The organism is Oligella sp. HMSC05A10 (genome assembly GCF_001808335.1).
In the GTDB taxonomy this organism is placed as follows: Bacteria; Pseudomonadota; Gammaproteobacteria; order Burkholderiales; family Burkholderiaceae_B; genus Oligella; species Oligella urethralis.
The window spans coordinates 39,309-59,265 of the sequence record NZ_KV792910.1 but is presented as its reverse complement, the minus strand read 5'-3'; the positions used below and the strand labels follow the sequence as shown (position 1 = coordinate 59,265).

The window sequence follows — 19,957 nt, the reverse complement described above, 5'->3', positions numbered from 1 at the left end:
AGGGATGAGGTGCAAACCTCACCCTACTCGATTATGTCACCTTATTGTGTTCAATAAATTCATCAGTGCACTTGAAAAAAGTAAGTGAGAGGGTTTTAGATTGATTTTGGGATTCATAAGAAAACCATACCTGGGTTGTTACGTAGCTTGCGTGAGGATGGTGTATTAAAAGAGCTTCGAGCAGCCAGTGGCAACAGACCTGCTGTACTATGTTTCCCTGAGCTGTTAAATATAGCTGAAGGACGAAAAGTGGTGTAATTCCTTTGAGGAACCTCTGTGCGCATCAAATATATTTGAAGAGCCTAAAATGAAAAACAGGCTCCACAAATTTAAAATTTAACTTAAGCGACCCAGTCACCGACCCAGTAGTTGAGCTCGATGCCGTAGATCGTTGAAGCGTCTTGTTGCAGTACCAAGCTAGAAATGACCCTGCCAGACAAAGCAACTAGCCCCAAGCAAACCTATCAGTTGCCCAAGTTTGGAAAACGTAGTTAAGGCAGTTATTCAACAAGGGTAAGGGATAATAAATCATGAAAGTTAAATTCAAAGTTCAGCACTAAGCGAATACTTGGCGCTGGACTTATAATAATAAACGCCCAACCTAGCATTAGGTGGCATCAGACCGAGGCAAAAATTACATCAACAAAAATTAAATAATTCTACTGCCAACGGCTATTAGTAAAGGGGGAGTACTATAAATCCAATATACTGATAAATTATTCCTAGGTCCTAGAGTAAAAATGAACTTTCAACTTGCGCAAGCGCAATATCGTCGCTATTTTGAGGAGCATCAGGCTTGGGTGCTGCTGCGTGCCGATAATGCGCCTTATATTTTTGCTTTTATTGAGACGCTTTTTAGTGATAATGCTGAGGTCACCTATGGACAGGCGCGTCAGTTATTAGATGCGGAACTGGTGCAGAGCCGTGATCTGGGCGTCTGGGAGAGTAACACGCCTGCCACTACCTATTTAAATCAATGGATTCAGCAAGGGTATTTGCGTGAATTAAATGATCAGCTTAGTACCACCGATGCTTTTCAGAGCGCATTGCGTTTTGTTAAGGCCTTGGATGAGCGTTCTGCCGGTACCACAGCCTCACACTTGCGGATTGTGCAGGAGGCGGTGCGGGATTGTGTGGTGGCGCTCAGTACGGAGCCAGAGGATAAGTTAGCCCATCTGCAGCAGAAAAAAGCCGAGATTCAGGCTGAAATTGATGCCATTGAAGCAGGGGTGATTATTGAGCTAGATGAGGCCACCAAACGTGAGCGTATGCGTGAGGTATATCATCTTGCCTTTCAGTTAAGCGGTGATTTTCGTCATTTGGAGGAGGAGATTCGCCTACTTGACAAGGATATTCGCACGCAAATGATCACGGATGATGCCACTCGTGGCGAAATTCTACAAAAGTTGATGGATCAGGAAGCGGAATTGCTTAAAACCGAGGCGGGTAGTGCCTTTGACGGTTTTTTTCAATTGTTATGTGATCCGCATCGGCAGCAGGAGTTTCGTGAGCAATTGCGGTTCTTGGCAGAAAGTGATGCGGCAGGGTATTTGTCTGCATCACAGCAATATTATTTGGCAGAGTTGTTGACGGTGCTTTCTAAGGAAAGCGATCAAGTGATTCGTATGCGTCGTCGTACCGAGCAGGAGCTACGACAATATATTGAGAGTGGTCAGGCCACGGAAAATCATCAGGTTAATCGCCTGATGATTGAGTTGGAAAAGGCAGCGATTGCGTTGGATATCGACCCCGCCATGTTGCGTCAAAAAACCGCACTTAGTCTAGCCATTGAACCCATTTCTTTTTTCTCCTTGGATGCATGGCGCCTGCGAGCACCGGCAGAACGCCTAGAAATTAATACCGATGAAGAGGAGAATTTGCAGCATTTGGATGCCCATGTGTTGGCCGAATTGGAAACTGTGAATACGATGGCGGTGGTCAGTGAGCTCCATCAAATTCTGCAACAAGATGGGGTGAGAACCATCCGGGAATTAGCAGAGCGCCGAGTGATTCATTTGGGTTTGGAGGAGTTAATGGTCTATGTGCGCTTGGCTAAGGCCATAGATGCCGTGGAATTGACGGGGCGTGAAAGCTTTGTGATTTACGATAGAAAGCAGCCGCTTCGAGTGTCGGTGCCTAAGCTTTTACTAAGTGCAGAGAGTTTTCCGCCGTCTTTGGATAGTCTAGTGATTTAGCGCAGGGTAGAACATGAGCGAAGAGATTCAAGATACAGAACAAACACAAGGCACTGAGCCCGTGCAAAATCTGCCGGCTGAGCTGCGTCGTGCATTAGTCTATTTGTTAAAAAACAGCATTGTGTTGCATGCCGATAATCCGCAGTTGTTTAGTAGCTTATGTCATTATCAGCAGCAGATTCGTGATTATTTGCGGCAAATCTATATTTATTTGGTGCTGGATGAGATTGAGGGTGTGGCGTTTATCGCTAGAGAGCCGACGGAGCAGGATCTAATCAGTGAAGAAGAAAATGATGTGCCTTCGCTGATTGCCCCACGTTCATTAAGCGTGCTGGATACCTTATTGTTGTTGATTCTACGTAAGCATTATCAGGAGCGACAGACGGCGGGTGAGCAGAAAGTGATGATTGATATTGAGCGTATTGAGGCGCAATTGACGCCCTTTACTGCATTGGTTCAGCATGCGAGTAAGGATCGACGGCGCCTTGTCAGTAGTCTTAAAAACTTTGTGGAGCGTAAACTCTTATTGAGCGTAAGTAGTGGTGAACGTTATGAAATTACCCCGATTATTCGCTACGTTGTGAACGCACAGTTTTTGGAGACGATGTTAGCGGAGTACCGTCAATTGGCACAGGTTGATGCTGGAGTAGCAGATGAGTAATTCACAATTGGATTTGTATGGTGACTATGCCGCGGCTGGTATCGAAACCGGCGGCAGAAAAGGGCAGGTACGTTTATCGGAAATCTCGGTCTACAATTGGGGTTCTTTTTCTGAGCGCATACATACGGCACCCATCGATAGAGAGGGCACGCTCATCACCGGGGACAATGGCTCGGGTAAATCCACCTTAATCGACGGCTTAATGGCCTTATTACAAGCGCCTGGTCGTGCCAGTTTTAATATTGCCGCGGCCCAGGGCGATAAGCGTGATAGAAATCTAGTGTCTTATATGCGGGGTAGCTACGGCACCTCGCATGACGGTGCCGGTACCCGTGTCTTAAATAAACGTCCTAAGGCGGTGGTGACTGGTTTGCGGGCGCAGTATCAGTTCGACGGTGGCAGTGTCGTGAGCTTGATGGCGATATTTTTTATCAAAGATGCCAGTAACAGCTACAGTGATGTTAATAAACTGTATTTTATTGCCGATGAGGATATTAGTCTTAAAACGCTGTTGGACGCTTTTTCTAAGTCAACCATGCGCGAGTTTAAGCGTTGGGTTGAGCAACAGGTCAATTTACGTTGTTTTGACGATCGTTTCAGCGAATATCAGACGGTTTATCGACAAAAACTCACCATGGGGAATGAAAATGCCCCCGCCTTGTTGGCTCGTGCCTTGGGTTTAAAAAAAATTGATGACTTAACCAAACTGATTCGGGAATTGGTATTGGAACCCGGTAATATCCGGGAATTAGCACGTGATATTGTGCATGAGTTTGCCGATCTTTTAGCCACGCATGAGCGTTTGGTGGATACGCGCGAGCGAGTTAAGCATTTGCAGCGATTACTGCCCCTCCATCAAGCATTGCAGGAGGTTGAAAAGCTGCTAGCGCAGTTGGAGCAAGATAAGGTCGGTTTACCCATTTTTGAAGCAAAGCAACAAGTTATCGCTTTAGCTGAGCGCATTCATCGCTTAGAGGAAGAAATGGCTGCACTTAAAGAGGCGATGGAGCGATTAAGTGCAGAAGAGCAAAGGGCAGACGCTTATACGGATCAATGCTACGCCGCTTATCTGCAGTTGGGCGGCAGTCAAATTGAGCCTTTGCGTCAACAGCTGAGTGCCTTGCAGGAGCGCCTGGGACGTATGGTGCGTGACAGTCAGCGCTATCAGAAGCTATGTCGTGATTTACAGTTAGGGCATGACTTAGTAGGCAGCGTGTTTCGCGATAATCAGCGTGTGGCCAATGAACAGCTGCGGCAAGCGGAGTTTGAATTGCCGCGCCTTGAAGAAGCCTTTTTTGCCAACAAACAAAAGCTAATTGAGCTTGATGCTGAGTACCGGGAATTAAGTTCGCTGATTCATGAGATGCAACAGCGTCCTAACTCCAATATTGATATTAAATATCAACAGCTGCGCGATCGTATGGTGGAAGAGCTGGGGATTGCCGATGAAAAGTTGGTCTTTATTGGCGAATTGATTGATGTGGCAGAACTCGAGTTGCCCTGGAAAGGGGCAATTGAGCGTGCCTTGGGTCAGCGTAAATTGAATTTATTGGTACCGGAAGCGGATGCTAAGCGTGTTACGCGCTGGTTGAATCAACGTCATTTAGGTTTAAACCTAAGCGTGGAGCTAGTGGGTGCAGTGACGCAAACGGTGAGCTCTTTTGAGGCGGGCGGCTTTTTAGAAAAATTGATTTGGCGTGAGCACGCATATCAAAATTGGCTTAAAAATCATTTAAGCCGTTTTGATCTGTGGTGCGTAGACACGGTGGAGGAATTGAATCGTACGCCTTACTCCATGACGGTAGAGGGTTTAATCCACCTGAAACAGGGTTCTTTTGAGAAAAAAGATCGTCACAAAGTTGATGATCGACGTCAATGGCAATTAGGTTTTGACGCTAAAGCTAAACTGAATTTGTTATTGGCGCAGCAGCAAGCATTGCAAGCCTCGTTAGTCACGGCCAAAGCGCAGGCAGAGAAAAGCCAACAGCAGCGGGATGACTATCGTGAGCAAAGTCAATGGTGTCAGCAATTATTGACCTTTGACTGGGATAGTATTGATGTGCCACGTTATGAAAAAGAGCGTGAGGAGTTAAGTAAACGCTTAGCAGCTTTGGAAGATGATCAAGGCGATTTACAACAGGCCAAAATCCGTTGGGAGGAGGCCAAAAAAGCAGTTGTCACGATTCAAAAGCAAAAAGAGGCGCAAAACAAAAAAATCGGCGCTCTGGAAAACGCATTAAAATCAGCCGAAACTCAACATGCAGATAAATTACCCTTGGCACAAGAGGCTTTGGATGAGGTGGTGCAAGCTCGTCTGGCACTGCGGTTGGACGCATATGATGAGAGCGATAGAGCAGCTTATTATGCGCTTAGTAAAGCCCTGGAGCGAGAGTATGCTCAAGCACAGAATCGCCAAATCAAGGATAAGGAAGCGGTAGCGAGTTTATTAGGTGGCTTTAGAGGACGGGAAAAATGGCAGCCGTATACCGTGGATTGGGTGAGTGGTTTTGAAGCGCTGTATGATGCCTTAACCTATCTTGAGTATTTGGAAAAAGAAGGCTTGCCCGTCTTAGTTGAGCAATATCAGGAGCGCTTAAATAAAAATATGACGCAATCGATTGCTTTACTGTATACCAATATTGAAGCGGAGTTCGCTGATATTCGCGATCGTATCAGCCGTATTAATCGGGTGCTGAGTAAAACAGAATTCAGACCCAATAGTTATTTAAAACTGAATCCACGCCGTGAGCGCTATCCTGCGATTCAAGATTTTACGCAAAAAATGAATTTGGCCTTAAGTAGTATGAATGATGCCGATCAGGATAAGCGCTTTAGCTTGGTGAATGACGTGGTCAGTATTTTAAAGAATGCCTTGGAGTCTAGTCGTGTGGATGATGAGCGCTTATTGGATCCGCGTAAACAAATGTCCTTTTATGCTGAAGAAATTCAGTTAGGCACAGAGCAAGTGTTGGATGTATTAGATTCCTCTAGCGGTAAATCAGGTGGTGAAAAGGAGGCTTTTGCCGGTACGATTGTAGCAGCTAGCTTAGCCTATGTATTGACGCCGAAGGATGAGGAGTATCCGGTGTATGCGACGGTGTTTTTAGATGAGGCTTTTTCGAATGCCGCCGAAGGTGTGGCAGCACGAGTGATTAAGGTGTTTAAGGCATTAAAGTTACATGTGAACTTAATTACGCCTTATAAAAATCTGAATGTGGCGCGTGAAGCGGCACGCAGTTTGATCTTGACGGAGCGTAAGGCTGAAACTCATGAAAGTCGGTTGCGAGAAATTAGTTGGGAGCTGATTGACGAGCAGCAGGCTAAGCGTCAGCGGGACTTAAAGCAATATGCACAGAGCCAAGGGGTTCAAGTGTATGAGCAGTAAGGCACCGGACTGGGGTGTGTTAGTGGCGACAGCGCGCGAGCGTTGGCGTAGTCGTTTTTTGGATAATGCTAAAAACTACCGTAGTGTATTAGCCGGCGAGATTGCGTTTCCGCTGACGCTACCATTAAAACCACCCAAAAGCGCTAAGGACATTCTTGCGCATACGGCGCACTTTCAAGCTTTTTATCAGCAATGGCAAGCCTTGGAGCGCAGTTTGGCGAATACTGCCTGTGAGGTGGTGTGGGAGCTTAAGCGCTTTCAGTCGGTGGCCGGACAGAGGTTGCCGGTGCGTTTGGTGGTGCACGATGCGGCCGGATTAATGCGTTTTATTGGCGCCTCGGCTTATCAGCAATGGCAGAGCTCAGAGCGCTTATTGCATACTGTGGTAACGGGGATTGGCGCGACAGACTCAGTGAGTCTACGCACGACCTTGATTAAGCATTTAGCCACCTTAGAAGCCATGAGCGAGGACAAGCTGCGCTTATTGTTAGGAGTCTTGCCACAGTTACAAGCGCAGATGGGGCGAGGTGAATACTTAAGAGCCCTGCCGGTCGTGGGTGTTGATACCAAATTTATTGAGCAGCATGGTTATTTGCTCGAAGCTATTTTAGATGTGTTGCATGAGGGGGCGATCAGCGCTGCCGGTGGCTTATCATCTTGGTTAGCTTGCCTGGAAAAGCCGCGTGATTGGCTATTGGTGCGACCTCTATGCCCTAAGCCCTTGGCGGCGTTGGCGGGGATGTCGATTTTACGCCTCTCGACGGAGACGCTATGGCACATGCCTTTGCCAGCACACAATATTTTAATTATTGAAAATGAGCAGTCCTGTTTGGCTTTGAGCCATATTCCGGAGACCATCGCCGTTGCAGGTGGCGGTAAAAACCTAAGTTGGTTAGGGGCGGAGTGGTTGGCCGATAAACGAGTGGCTTATTGGGGTGACATTGACTCCGAAGGCTTTGCCATGCTCAGTCAGGCGCGCACTAAGGTGCCCCAGCTGAAGGCGTTGATGATGGATGCCGCTACCGTTGAGCGCTTTGCGGAGCGGATGGCGGAGGAGCCTCACTCGGTCTTTAAAGCACCGGAGTGCTTGCTTGAGGCGGAGCAACATTTATTTCAAAATCTACGTCGTGGTGTTTATCAGCAAGGGCGTCTAGAGCAAGAGCGCTTAGATAGAGATTATATACAGCAGCAGGTATTAGCATGGGCTGTAGCGGAGGAATAGTATTCTCAGCTGTATTGGCAGACTGAAAGCTATCTAAGCATTTACAATATCGCATGACGTTAAAAAAGTCATTGTCGTATCGTTGAATTTATTTTAGGGATGTACTGTATGCGCTTTAAGGTGAATCGTAAGGAACTGTGGTCAGTGTTGCTGATGCTGATATTGGCGGTGCCTACGATAGTCGGAAGTTTAAATTATCAGTTGGGAAGCTTGGCACGCATGGGACCAGGGTATTTCCCGTTGATTCTTGGCTGTGTCTTAGCTTTTTTGGCGCTGCTTTTGTTATTTAGTCCCGAGCCTGTTGAAACGAGTATCAATGAGGGGGTCGAGGAGCATAGTTTGAGTCTTAAGGAGCAAGTCATCACGTGGCTTACCATCATCGCATCCGTGCTCGCATTTATCCTCCTTGGCAAATACGGTGGGCTAATTCCAGCGACCTTTGTGATGTGCACGCTAGCCGCGTTTGCGGATAGAAGAAATTCCCGGCTTACTAATCTCATGATTGGTGTGGTGTTGACAGTGGTGGCAGTGGGCCTATTTCGCTATGGCTTACAGATTCAATTTCCACTCTTTACATGGGGTTAATGGGATAGCGTATGTGGGATAACATTGTATTAGGCGTACAAACCGCTTTTCATCTGCATAATTTATTCTTTGCCTTAATCGGCGTTTTTATTGGTAACCTCATAGGCGTGCTGCCGGGGGTCGGTGCTTTAACGGCTATTTCAATGCTGTTGCCGCTGACCTATAGTTTAGAACCGGCCGCCGCATTAATGATGTTAGCTGGTCTTTATTATGGTTCCAGCTACGGTGGGGCGGTGACAACGATTTTGTTGAATTTACCGGGTACGCCGACGCATGCGGTGGTCAGTATTGATGGTCATCCTTTGGCGCGTCAGGGTAGAGCCGGCGTGGCTTTGATGATGGCCATGATCGCTTCTTTTATTGGTGCTACCATCGGGGTGATCTTAATTAATGTGGCCGGTCCACTGTTTGTGAAGATTGCTTTTAAATTCGGCCCGGCAGAGTATTTTTCTTTAATGTTGTTGGGTTTATTAGCGGCATCAACCTTAAGTAGCGGCTCCCCACTTAAAGGCATTGCCATGGTGGTGATCGGTTTGATTTTTGGTATTGTCGGTACCGATGTAAATACCGGTATAGCACGCTTTACTTTTAATCTACTGGAGCTACAAGACGGGCTGGCTTTGGTGGCGGTGGCGATGGGCTTATTTGGCATTTCTGATGTGTTGCGCAATACCAATCGAATTGTTCAAGGACAAGAAACCACAAGTAGCAAAATTGGTTGGCGTGCGATGCGAGTTGAAAAAAATGAATTAAAAAGCTCTGCTTCAGCTATCGGTCGTGGTGCCGGTATTGGTTCTTTCTTTGGGGTGCTACCAGGGGCTGGTGGCACGATAGCTTCTTTTATCTCCTATGCGATTGAGAAAAAGGTCAATAAAAACTCGAAGAAATTTGGTCATGGTGCGATTGAAGGTATTGCCGGTCCGGAAGCGGCTAATAGTTCCGCAGCAATTACCGCTTTTATTCCTACCTTAAGCCTAGGTATTCCGGGTGATGCTGTGATGGCCTTAATGTTGGGTGCCATGATGATTCATAATGTGCTGCCCGGACCACAAATGATGGTTGAGCATCCAGATGTGTTTTGGGGCTTAATGGTTAGTTTCTGGATTGGTAACTTCTTTCTGATGATTTTGAATGTACCCCTCATCAGCATGTGGGTGAAGATTTTATCGGTGCCATATCGTCTGTTTTTCCCCGCCATTCTGCTCTTTATTTGTTTGGGTGTGTATAGCACTAATAACAATCTTTTTGATGTGGCGATCGTGCTATGTATTGGGATTTTCGGGGCGATTGCACTTAGGCTAAAGTTTGAACCAGCGCCTTTGCTGTTAGGCTTTGTCTTGGGGCCGATGATGGAGGAAAACTTCAGACGTGCGCTGCTACTATCCCGTGGTGATATGCTGACCTTTATTGAACGACCGATTAGCGGTGTGTGTATTGCTATTGGCTTTTTATTGGTGGCGATGGTGGTATTCAGTCGTTTAAAAACACGGGCGCAGCACCTACAGCGGCTGCGGATGAAAGCTTCTGGGGCGGCAGAGGAGTAATTGTTTGCTGTGAGTAAGGCAGTGGGTGGGTCTTCCCCACGCGAGTGGGGGTGTTCCTTAGCCCCTAAAAAGTCTGAAGTTCAGACTTTGTCTTTCCCCACCCTCTGATTAGTAATCAGCAATTCATTCAGTTTTCCCCGTTTTGATGCCTTGGAATTAATCGCTCGAGTGGCTTGAACTCGCCGGATATGATATTTGCTATACAGTTCATCAAAAAAGTGATTGTTACTATCTGAGTTCTTAGGATCCGAATTGCTTAAAATCCATATGTGCCCTAAGGCATCTAATTGATGGCAAAAATTCGCTAAGGCAATTTGCGCATCATCATCAAACTCATTTTTTGCATAGGCATTAAAACTGGAGGTAGTGCTCAAGGGCTTATAGGGTGGATCGAAATAGAATAAATTATGTTCCTCCTCAATAGCTGACAGGGTGTCGCTATAACTGCGATTGAGAATATCTACCTTTTGCAGCGCCTGGTGTACCGCTAGGAGATTATCGCAATCGCAGATATTAGGTTTACGATAGTCGCCCATAGGCACATTAAATTCATTATTACGATTCACACGATAAAGCCCATTAAAGCAGGTTTTATTAAGAAAAATAAATAGCGCAGCGTGTTCTATCGCATCGGCTTGGCGTAAGTTAAAACGCTCCCGCTGCGCATAATAATATGCCTTTTTAGACGCTGTATCAGCGAGTGGGATAAATGTGTCTTGGTGCTTTTGTAGACGCTCAATCAGCGGTAGTGGCGACTGTTTAATCACTTGATAGACATTAATTAGGTCTGTATTAATATCATTGATAATCGCTTTTTTGAGATTGGGAAAATGATTGATGACCCAAAATAACACAGCCCCGCTACCCACAAAGGGCTCGATAAAGGTAAAAGGCTTCTCTGTGAGTGAGTGTGGCATCAGCTTTGCAATTTCAGGAATTAATTGTGTTTTACCACCCGCCCATTTTAAAAACGGCTTTGCTTCGTTGCGTGTTGAGTTCATTTGCTATGGCTTGTTTTAAGGTATGTTGGCATTGTAGCAATAGATGCTTAGATAGCTTCGCTTTCACGATAGGTCATGCCTGAGAAAGAATAGATTAAGACCTTTAGCAAAAACGTAAATCGCCAACAGGCTACTCAAGTCTTTTTGTGCAAAGGTCTTATCGTGGTGCGATGTCAGCCTTAGTGACTCAATTTAGCTGTACATCATTTTTGGTAAGAACATCACAATCTCTGGAAAGACGGTGATTAGAATCACACCCAACAATAGCATCAGGAAAAAAGGTAGGGTGGCAAGGGACAAATACCAAATATGTTTGCCGGTCATGCCTTGTAGCACAAAAAGATTCAAGCCGACTGGCGGTGTAATCTGCGCCATTTCAACGACTAACACCAGAAATAAACCAAACCAAAGGGGGTCAATACCGGCGGCCTGAATGCTGGGTAGCAGGATCGAGGTGGTCAATACGACAATAGAAATACCGTCGAGAAAGCAGCCCATGATCACAAAGAATAGCGCCAGTACGGCGATTAGAGCGTAGTGATTGAGTCCCAGCTCAGTAATCCATTGCGCCAACAACATGGGGATATTCGAGTAGCCCATGGCCACGGTTAGAAAAGCCGCACCCGCAAGAATAAAGGCAATCATGGAGGAGGTCAGCATGGCCGAAAAGAGCCCGGCTTTAAAGCTTTGCCAATTTAAATCACCATAGAGCCAAACCAAAATTAATGACAGCACAACCCCAACGGCCGCGGAGTCGGTAGGGCTGGCAATGCCCAGGTAAATGGAGCCCATGATGCCGATAATCAGTAAGGTGACAGGAATCAGACTGCCACTGGCTTTGATTTTTTGGATAAACGAAATGGCCGGATCCTTTTGAGGGACTTTGCTTGGATTTAGGATGGACCAAATCGCGACAAAACTCATAAACAGGGCGATCATCAATAGACCGGGGATGATGCCCGCTACAAATAAACGGGTGATGGACACATCGGCGGCCACGCCGTAAACGATCATAATGATTGAGGGTGGAATTAAGAGCCCCAAGGTGCCCGAACCAGCGATCGTGCCAATGGTGAGTTTTTCATCGTAACCGCGACGTTTTAATTCGGGTAGGGTCACTTTAGCAACGGTGGCGCAGGTGGCAGCAGAGGAGCCACTGACGGCAGCAAAAATACCGGAGGCGACAATGCCCACATGGCTTAAGCCACCGGGCAATCTGCGCATCCAGGGCGCCAATCCATTAAAGAGATCCCCGGCAATACGTGAACGAAACAGTATCTCGCCCATCCAGATAAATAGGGGTAAAGCCGCCAGCGACCACTCGGAAGAAGAACTCCAGACATTGGTGGCGAGGACATTACTTAAGGGGGCGTTTGAAAACAGTGGGATACCGACGATGCCGGTTAAAAAAAGCGCAACTGAAACCCAAACCCCTAACGCCAGCGCGCCGATTAAGCTAAAGACTAAAATAAATGAAAAAATGACCTCGCTCATTCAGGCACCTCACCTGTTTCGGTAGGGTCCGGCGTGACTAAGGCCACTGAACGACCATAGCGTAACATCTCAATAAAGGTATCAATACACGCAATACTGAAAATTACTGAACCTAGGGCTAAGCCTGCCTGTGGCATCCATAACGGTGTACGCACCAGACCGGTTGCTGTGTTGTTCCAGCGCCAAGAATCAATAGTGAGCTCAATCAGACTATAACTGATTAGAATGGCTACCAGCACACCCAGTAAGGCCACGAGGGTGTGGCTCCAACGCCGTACGCTGCTGCTAAAGCGCAGCTCTAACAAGGTCACACGAATATGGGCATGGTGCCTGAGGGCAATTGCCAGGGATAAAAAGGTCGCCAGACCTAAGGCATAGCCGGAAAACTGTGCATAAGAGGGAATTAGTAGCCCAAAACGTTGGTTGAACAAGGCATGGGCTACATAATCAATGATATTGAAAGTGACTTGGCCAAATAAAATCAGCACAATCACGATTAAAGATAATGCAGCGCCGGCCCCACTGAGTTTATAAAGTAAATCGAGACTTTTGCGCATCCTACACCTTGGGATTATTGATTAAACTCATTCAAAATAGCTTCGCCTTCAGCGCCTGCTTCCTTACTCCACTCGGCAGCCATTTGTGTGCCGATTTTCAGTAGGGCTTGGCGTAGCTCTTCGCTGCCTGGACTGAGCTCAATACCATTATCAATGAGCGTTTGGTTTTGTTTCACCATATCCTCTTTGGAGAGCTCCCAACCGCGTTCCTCGGCCTTGGCAGCCGCTGCGAGTACCGCTTTTTGCGTGTCCTCATCCAAAGACGACCAACTGCGTTTGTTCACTACCACGGCATTTTTAGGTAAAAAAGCTTGCACATCATAGTAGTACTTTAAAAAGTCCCATGCAGCAGAGTTAACGCCGGTAGAGGAAGAGGTGATCATGGCATTGACGCGACCGGTACTAAAGGCTTGCGCCACATCGGTGGCTTCAATTTGAGTCGGTACGGCCCCGGATAATTGAGCGAGGCGCTCGGTCTGTGGGCTATAGGCACGCATACGCATACCGCTTAAATCCTCCAGCTTACTCACTGGGGTGGTGGTATACATGCCCTGAGGTGGCCAGGCAACTGAATACAAGAGCTTCAGATTTTGCTTGTCCAGTAGCTCTTCTAAGGCCGGTTTGGATAGTTGGTAAAGCTTCCAAGAAGCGTCATGTGAAGTCGCTAGAAAAGGTACAGAGTCGAGCGCAAACAGCGGATGCTCATTGGCCATACCAGAAAGAATAAATTCACCCATTTCGATCTGACGTGAGCGAGTCGCATTTTTAATTTCCATGGGCTTAATTAAGGAGCCACCGGGGTGCACGGTAATATTTAATTTGCCCTGAGTCGCTTCTTTAATATCGGCAGCAAATTGCTTGATGTTTTGGGTGTGGAAGTTTTGTTCAGGATAGGGGGTGGCCATGCGCCAGTTTTCTGCATAGGCGGTGCTCACTGTAAAAATTGCACTACTGGCCGCAATGGCTAATGATAATCGCGTTAATTTCATTGCTTGTCTCCTTGGGTTGTTATTGAGGTGGTTAAGGCTTAGGTTCATGCTTGCTGACTAAAATCGCGCCGAATGTCGTTGCGGTGCTTAGTCTGCCTCACCGTAGGCCCCACCACCTGGGGTTTTGATCACAAACACATCTCCTCGCTGCATCGCTGCTGAGGCGCTAGAATCCAGTGTCTCAATACGACCATCAGCGCGTTCTATGTAGTTAGCTCCTACCTCGGCAGCCCCTCCACCAGCTAGACCGAAGGGGGCAATGCGACGACGGTTGGAGAGGATGGAGGCGGTCATGGCTTGTAAGAAACGGATGCGACGGGTGCCGCCGTTACCGCCATTGACCTTGCCGATGCCACCACTGCCTTGGCGGATGGAGAATTCCTCCAATACCACCGGATATCTGAACTCTAACACCTCGGGGTCGGTTAGGCGAGAATTGGTCATATGGGTTTGCACCACATCGGTACCCGCAAACAGCTCCACCCGACCGTCAGGGTGCGTGATTTTACCCGCACCGCTACCACCGGCAATGGTCTCATAGTATTGGTACTGCTCATCACCGAAGGTAAAATTATTCATCGTACCTTGGGCAGCTGCGTTTACGCCTAGTGCGCCATAGAGCGCATCGGTAATGCATTGCGAGGTTTCCACATTGCCCGCTACCGTTGCCGCTGGATAGTGTGGATTCAGCATGCAACCCTCAGGGATAATCACCTCAATCGGCTTTAAGCAGCCTTGGTTCATGGGGATTTCATCATTGACTAAGGTGCGGAAAACATAGAGTACCGCAGCCATACAGACGGCTTTGGGGGCGTTAAAATTACTGGCTAACTGCGCGGAAGTGCCGCTGAAGTCAACGGTGGCACTGCGTGAGGCCTTGTCTACACGGACACTCACCTGAATCTTGGCGCCATTATCCATGTCGTAGCAGAATTCACCGTCTTGCAGGGCCTCAATAGCGCAACGCACCGATTCCTCGGCATTGTTTTGTACGTGTTGCATATAGGCTTGTACGACCTCCAGACCGAACTGATTGACCATGCGGCGTAATTCCTGGGCGCCTTTTTCATTGGCGGCGACTTGGGCGCGCAAATCGGCGACATTCTGATCAAAATTACGTGCCGGGTAAGGCGCACCTAAAAAGAGCTCGCGCAACGCCTTTTCGCGCATACTGCCATTTTCTACTAAGAGAAAGTTATCAATTAATACACCTTCTTCGATGATGTTTTTACTGTCCGGTGGCATGGAACCCGGGGTAATGCCACCCACATCGGCATGGTGACCGCGTGAAGCAACAAAAAATAGGATTTGCGCTTGTTGCTCGTCAAAAATCGGGGTGACCACCGTGATATCCGGTAAATGCGTGCCGCCATTGTAGGGGTCGTTGAGGGCAAAAGTATCCCCCGGCTTGATGCGCCCTTGGTTTTTGCGAATTACCGTCTTAATACTTTCGCCCATGGAGCCTAAATGCACCGGCATATGGGGTGCATTGGCAATTAAATTACCCTCATGGTCAAACAGTGCGCAAGAAAAGTCTAGTCGCTCTTTAATATTGACGGAAAAGGCTGTATTAGCAAGCGTTGCCCCCATTTGTTCGGCAATGGACATAAAGAGATTATTAAAAATCTCGAGCATCACCGGATCGACGTCGGTGCCAATAGCCATGGTCATTTGCTTGGGCTTCACCCGACTCAGTAACTGCTCACCTGCACTGAGAATATCCATGCGCCACTCAGGCTCAATCACGGTGGTGCCATTGCTGTCAAAGACAATGGCGGGGCCCTCGATACGCATGCCGGGACTTAGGGTGGCACGATTGAAAATCGGCGCCCGGTGCTTTTGCCCGTGGCTAAAAAGCTCAATGTCCGCCAGTGCGGTAGGCGTGCTGTGCGTAGCTTCCGTGGTATAGGAGGCGGCCAGTTCCTCACCGCTTTTGCCGATAAGCTCTACCGATACTGCCTCAATCATTAATGGGCGATCGTGCATTAAAAAGCTGTAGCGCTGTAAGTAGGCCGCATAAAAGTCTTCGCGCATACGCTCAGGCGTTGCAAAGTCCACCATAATGGCCGAGTCCGTGCCTTGATAGCGTATATGTGCCCGTCGAATGATTTGCATTTGTGCTTGGCTGATGCCTTGCGTTAGGAGCTCCTTGCTACATTCTTCAATTAAGCCATTAAGCGAGGCTTCGGCGGCTGTCATGGAGGCTTGCTCCAAAGGTAGTTCCACAGCGCTTTCACGCATGGCGGTGATATCGGCTAGACCCATGCCGTAGGCGGAGAGAACGCCAGCAAAGGGGTGAATCAGCACTTTTTGCATGCCTAAAGCATCCGCTACCGGGCAGGCATGCTGACCGCCCGCACCGCCAAAGCTGACCAAGGTGTATTTACTGACATCGTAGCCGCGCTCAATGGAAATCTTTTTAACCGCATTTGCCATATTGGCTACCGCAATTTGCAGAAAGCCCTCAGCGGTTTCTGCGGCTGTGCTACGTACGCCGGTTTGCTCATAAATGGTCTCGGCCAGCTGATTAAATTTTTCCTTAACCAGTTCATAGTCTAGTGGCAAGTCGGCGGTGGGGCCAAAAATCGCAGGGAAGTAGTCAGGCTGTAGCTTGCCTAGCATCACATTGCAATCGGTGACCGTGAGTGGGCCGCCATTACGATAAGCCACCGGTCCGGGATAGGCACCAGCCGAATGTGGGCCAACACGCATGCGTTGACCGTCAAAATGCACAATGGAGCCGCCACCCGCAGCGACTGTGTGTATATTCATCATCGGCGCACGAATCCGCACACCGGCTACCGCTGTATCAAAGAGGCGCTCAAATTCACCGTTATAGTGCGACACATCGGTTGAGGTTCCACCCATATCAAAGCCGATCACCTGCGCCGTGCCGGCAGCGGCAGCAATGCGTGCCATCCCCACAATACCGCCAGCGGGGCCAGAGAGAATGGCATCCTTACCCTGAAAATTATCCGCTGCCGTTAAGCCGCCATTAGACTGCATAAACATCAGGCGGGTCTCATCTACCTCAGCATCAATGCGGTCTACATAGTTTCTTAATACAGGTGATAAATAGGCATCCACCACGGTGGTATCACCTCGACCGACGAGTTTCATGAGGGCGCTGATCTGATGAGAAACAGAGATTTGAGTAAAGCCGATGCTTTTTGCAAGGGCTGCAATCAGCTCCTCATGCTGGCTAAAACGATAGGCATGCATTAACACAATCGCCACCGAACGAAAACCCGCATCATAGGCTGCCTGCAGTTGCGCCTCGGTGCGAGCCCTATCTAATGGCTTAGCAATGGTGCCGTCAGCTAGGATGCGCTCTGCTACGCCCTCAACCCGGGTATAAAGCAATTCGGGCTTAACAATATGACGATTAAACAGTTGGGGCCGTGCCTGATAGGCGATGCTAAGCGCATCTTCAAAGCCCTCGGTAATCAATAAGACGGTGGGCTCACCCTTGCGCTCAAGTAAGGCATTGGTCGCCACGGTAGTACCCATTTTGATGGCTTCAATTTGTGCCCCAGGAATGGTCTCATGCGGCGCTAATCCCATCAGCCGACGAATGCCGGCTAAGGCAGCATCGGCATATTGCTCCGGATTTTCCGAGAGTAATTTGTGGGTGCAGAGGCTGCCGTCCGGCTTTTTAGCCACAATATCGGTAAAGGTGCCGCCGCGGTCAATCCAGAACTGCCAGCGCTTGTCCTGAGGGGATACATCCTGTGTGCTCATCAATATCCTGCGAATCAACTATCCAATCAAGCCTTAGATTTTAGGGAATCGATGATGCACTTAACATTGGGTATTACCCGATTTATGTTTGGCTTGACCTCATTGGGCTAAGATGCGATCTAGGCTTTCACTAAAGCGCTCGGCATTTTGAAAGCCCACGACGCGGATATCCTCTCGTTCATTACCCATGGCATCAAAGAAAATAATACCGGGTGGCCCGAACAGTCGGAAGCGCTTTAAAAGCTCACGATGGGCTGCGGTGTTTGGTGTGACATCGACCTGCACTAAGGTCATTTGCGCCATTTTTTGGGCAACGGCAGGCACACTAAAGGTCAGCGCCTCCATTTGATGGCAGGCCACACACCAGTCAGCATAAAAATCGAGCATGACAGGTCGACCGGCACTTTGTGCAATGACTTGCTCCAGTTCGGATAGCGAGTCGATACGTTGAAAATCAACTTGAGAAATGGTGCTGTTGGCGCCGACCGAAGTGCTTGCGGGCGTCGCAGTGAGCGCCAGGGTTGAAGCGCTAGTGAAGCCTTGCAGTGGGGTTAATAAAGCAGGGCGACCGCTGGCGAGACCGATTAAAAGCAAGATACCCCAAACGAGGACCAAATAGGCAATGGCTTTGCTAAAAATAGCGAAGATCGTGCTATTTTGCGCATCGATGGCCTTAAAAGCACCTAAAACCACACTTAAACTGAAGGCGAGTAAGGCCCACAATAGCACGCTCAACCACGTAGGTAGCAGGGCTTGTACCATCCACAGTGCGACCGCCAGTAGGAGTAGACCGCAGAACTGTGTCACGCCCTTCATCCATGCGCCGGCTTTAGGCATTAAGGCACCCGAGGTAGCGCCAATCACGATGAGTGAGGCGCCTTGACCCCAAGCAAGCGCAAAGAGCGCTAGCGCACCCGTGAGGATATCCCCACTTTGTGAAATAAATAACAGCACACCGGCCAATGGTGCTGCCACACAAGGACCAGCGATTAGCGCCGAGAGCATGCCCATCAGCAAGGCGCTACCATAGCGACCACCAGGCAGCTTGTCCATCAGGCGGTTAAGCTTGGCTTGCACACCTAGTGGGGTTTGTAGGGAAAAGTTGCCAAACATGGCAAAGGCTAAAAGGACGAGAATAATCGCAAAAATACTCAGGGTCCAAGGGTTTTGAATCCATACCGCAAGGGCGGCACCAATGGAGGCGGCCGCAATGCCTAACAGTGTATAAACAATGGAGGTGCCCAAAACATAGGCTAAGGTGAGCGCAAGGCTACGGCGACGAGTGTTGGCCGTCTTTGTACCCTGAGTGGGGTGGTCCTTGTCAGTGCTCGCAGCGTTCGGACTAGCAACTGCCGTTTGATTCTGCTGCCCCACCACGAGTGCCAATAAAATCGGTAGCATCGGCAGCACGCAAGGGGTGAGTGATAGCAGTAGACCCAGGCTAAAGCTAATCAGGATGGTTTTAAAAAAGCTAGACTCATTCAGCCAATCGGCAATTTGTGTGTCGCCGGCATCACTTAGCTTGGCGAAAGCGGAGTCATCAGTACGAGCCTGCGTTTGCTGCTCAGGGACGGTGATTGCGGTGACGCTAGTTTGAGCGCTGCGCTCATCCGCATCAGCTGCTACCGCCGCCTCAGTGGGGCTGCTAGCAGTACTGGCGCTGGTAGCCGCTAAGGCATTGAAGTCTAAGGCGGGTGCTGCGCCACGTGTATCACTGCCCAACATGCGCTTAAATAAACCTGCCTGCTGACTGATTTGATAGCCACCCGGCACCGGTTCTAAATCAATGGGATAATCCTCGGGCGGGTAGCACAGACCGGCATCAGCGCAACCCTGAGCAGTCACGATTAAACGTACCGCTTGATTGAGGGGCTTAAGCGGTACATCAATCACCATCGGATCATAAAAAACCGGCATTTCCCGGCCGAAGGTCTCATCAAATTTAATCATGGCTTCGCCAAAGACCGGCTCACCTAGAAGCGCTTTTTTAAAACGCTCTGCCTCATCATCACCCACCACCTTAAACTTGACGTGGTTCATGTACATATAGTAGTTGGGGGCGATGTTAAAGCGAATGTGTAGATGATCGGGTGTGGGCGTGGAACTGCTGATGACAAAGGCTTTATCAGGCGGTAAAAAATCCTCTTGCGCCTGTGCAGGCACCGGACTTAAAAATAAGCTGACAATGGCAAAGAATAAAGAGGCGAAGTATGACTTAGCTGTGTTCATAAGGTTTGACGGGCGATCCATTGTAGATAGTCTGCTGAACCACCGATGATTGGTAACACGATAATCTCCGGTACATCATAACTATGCAGCTCTTGGATCCGAGCAATGCATTGGGCTTGGCGACCGGCGCTGGTTTTGATGGTTAAGCTAAACTCCTCATCGCAGTGAAGCTTATCTTCCCATGAGTAAATGGACAAAGAAGCTGCACTTAAGTTCACACAGGCTGCTAGCGATTCTTGCACCAAGGCCTCGGCAATGGATTTGGCGAGTGCTAAGCTCGGGCTAGTACTTAAAATAAGGACGGCTTCAGACTCAGTGTGCTTGCTATTGATACCCAAAATACTTGCTCCTTGC

Annotated in this window: 13 protein-coding genes; 6 read left to right on the top strand and 7 right to left on the bottom strand. The window is 48.5% G+C overall.

From position 1 onward, the window contains the following. Nucleotides 1–740 precede the first annotated feature (740 nt). From HMPREF3144_RS05330 to HMPREF3144_RS05305, 6 genes are all read left to right on the top strand, one after another. Nucleotides 741–2,195: a DUF3375 domain-containing protein gene (locus tag HMPREF3144_RS05330; protein ID WP_070476820.1), complete on the top strand. Its 1,455-nt coding sequence runs from the start codon at nucleotides 741–743 to the stop codon at nucleotides 2,193–2,195. Nucleotides 2,196–2,208: 13 nt separating this feature from the next. Next, entirely contained in the window at nucleotides 2,209–2,856 is a 648-nt protein-coding gene (locus HMPREF3144_RS05325; RefSeq protein WP_070476818.1) for a DUF4194 domain-containing protein, read from the top strand. Beyond that, nucleotides 2,849–6,241, top strand: coding sequence for an ATP-binding protein (locus tag HMPREF3144_RS05320; RefSeq protein WP_070476816.1), 3,393 nt, complete (start codon nucleotides 2,849–2,851; stop codon nucleotides 6,239–6,241). Before HMPREF3144_RS05325 ends, HMPREF3144_RS05320 begins: the two co-directional genes overlap by 8 nt. After that, entirely contained in the window at nucleotides 6,231–7,463 is a 1,233-nt protein-coding gene (locus tag HMPREF3144_RS05315; RefSeq protein WP_070476814.1) for a Wadjet anti-phage system protein JetD domain-containing protein, read from the top strand. The genes HMPREF3144_RS05320 and HMPREF3144_RS05315 overlap by 11 nt, the downstream gene beginning before the upstream one ends. Before the next feature lie 108 nt (nucleotides 7,464–7,571). Next, the gene (locus tag HMPREF3144_RS05310; protein WP_070476812.1) at nucleotides 7,572–8,048 is read left to right on the top strand and encodes a tripartite tricarboxylate transporter TctB family protein; all 477 of its coding nucleotides are present in this window, start codon (nucleotides 7,572–7,574) and stop codon (nucleotides 8,046–8,048) included. 11 nt (nucleotides 8,049–8,059) lie between these two features. Then, entirely contained in the window at nucleotides 8,060–9,592 is a 1,533-nt protein-coding gene (locus tag HMPREF3144_RS05305) for a tripartite tricarboxylate transporter permease (RefSeq protein WP_070476810.1), read from the top strand. An 80-nt stretch (nucleotides 9,593–9,672) separates the two neighbouring features. Here HMPREF3144_RS05305 and HMPREF3144_RS05300 read toward each other — a convergent pair whose 3' ends face one another. The 7 genes from HMPREF3144_RS05300 to cutA form a co-directional block, all read right to left on the bottom strand. Then, nucleotides 9,673–10,593 (bottom strand): DNA adenine methylase, encoded by a 921-nt coding sequence (locus HMPREF3144_RS05300; RefSeq protein ID WP_070476807.1) that lies wholly within the window; start codon nucleotides 10,591–10,593, stop codon nucleotides 9,673–9,675. A 192-nt stretch (nucleotides 10,594–10,785) separates the two neighbouring features. Then, nucleotides 10,786–12,087: a TRAP transporter large permease gene (locus tag HMPREF3144_RS05295; protein WP_070476806.1), complete on the bottom strand. Its 1,302-nt coding sequence runs from the start codon at nucleotides 12,085–12,087 to the stop codon at nucleotides 10,786–10,788. Beyond that, nucleotides 12,084–12,644, bottom strand: coding sequence for a TRAP transporter small permease (locus HMPREF3144_RS05290; protein ID WP_018025435.1), 561 nt, complete (start codon nucleotides 12,642–12,644; stop codon nucleotides 12,084–12,086). The genes HMPREF3144_RS05295 and HMPREF3144_RS05290 overlap by 4 nt, the downstream gene beginning before the upstream one ends. A 14-nt stretch (nucleotides 12,645–12,658) precedes the next feature. Further along, complete coding sequence (locus HMPREF3144_RS05285; protein WP_070471164.1) at nucleotides 12,659–13,633, bottom strand: TRAP transporter substrate-binding protein; 975 nt, start codon at nucleotides 13,631–13,633, stop codon at nucleotides 12,659–12,661. A gap of 87 nt (nucleotides 13,634–13,720) precedes the next feature. Further along, a complete protein-coding gene (locus tag HMPREF3144_RS05280) occupies nucleotides 13,721–17,374 on the bottom strand; it encodes a hydantoinase B/oxoprolinase family protein (protein ID WP_070476804.1) in 3,654 nt (1,217 codons plus the stop codon). A gap of 99 nt (nucleotides 17,375–17,473) precedes the next feature. Next, a complete protein-coding gene (gene dsbD, locus HMPREF3144_RS05275; RefSeq protein WP_070476802.1) occupies nucleotides 17,474–19,603 on the bottom strand; it encodes a protein-disulfide reductase DsbD in 2,130 nt (709 codons plus the stop codon). Further along, nucleotides 19,600–19,941 carry a divalent-cation tolerance protein CutA gene (gene cutA, locus HMPREF3144_RS05270; protein WP_048767363.1) on the bottom strand — a complete coding sequence of 114 codons (342 nt, stop codon included), beginning with the start codon at nucleotides 19,939–19,941 and terminating at the stop codon, nucleotides 19,600–19,602. The genes dsbD and cutA overlap by 4 nt, the downstream gene beginning before the upstream one ends. Nucleotides 19,942–19,957: the final 16 nt, after the last annotated feature.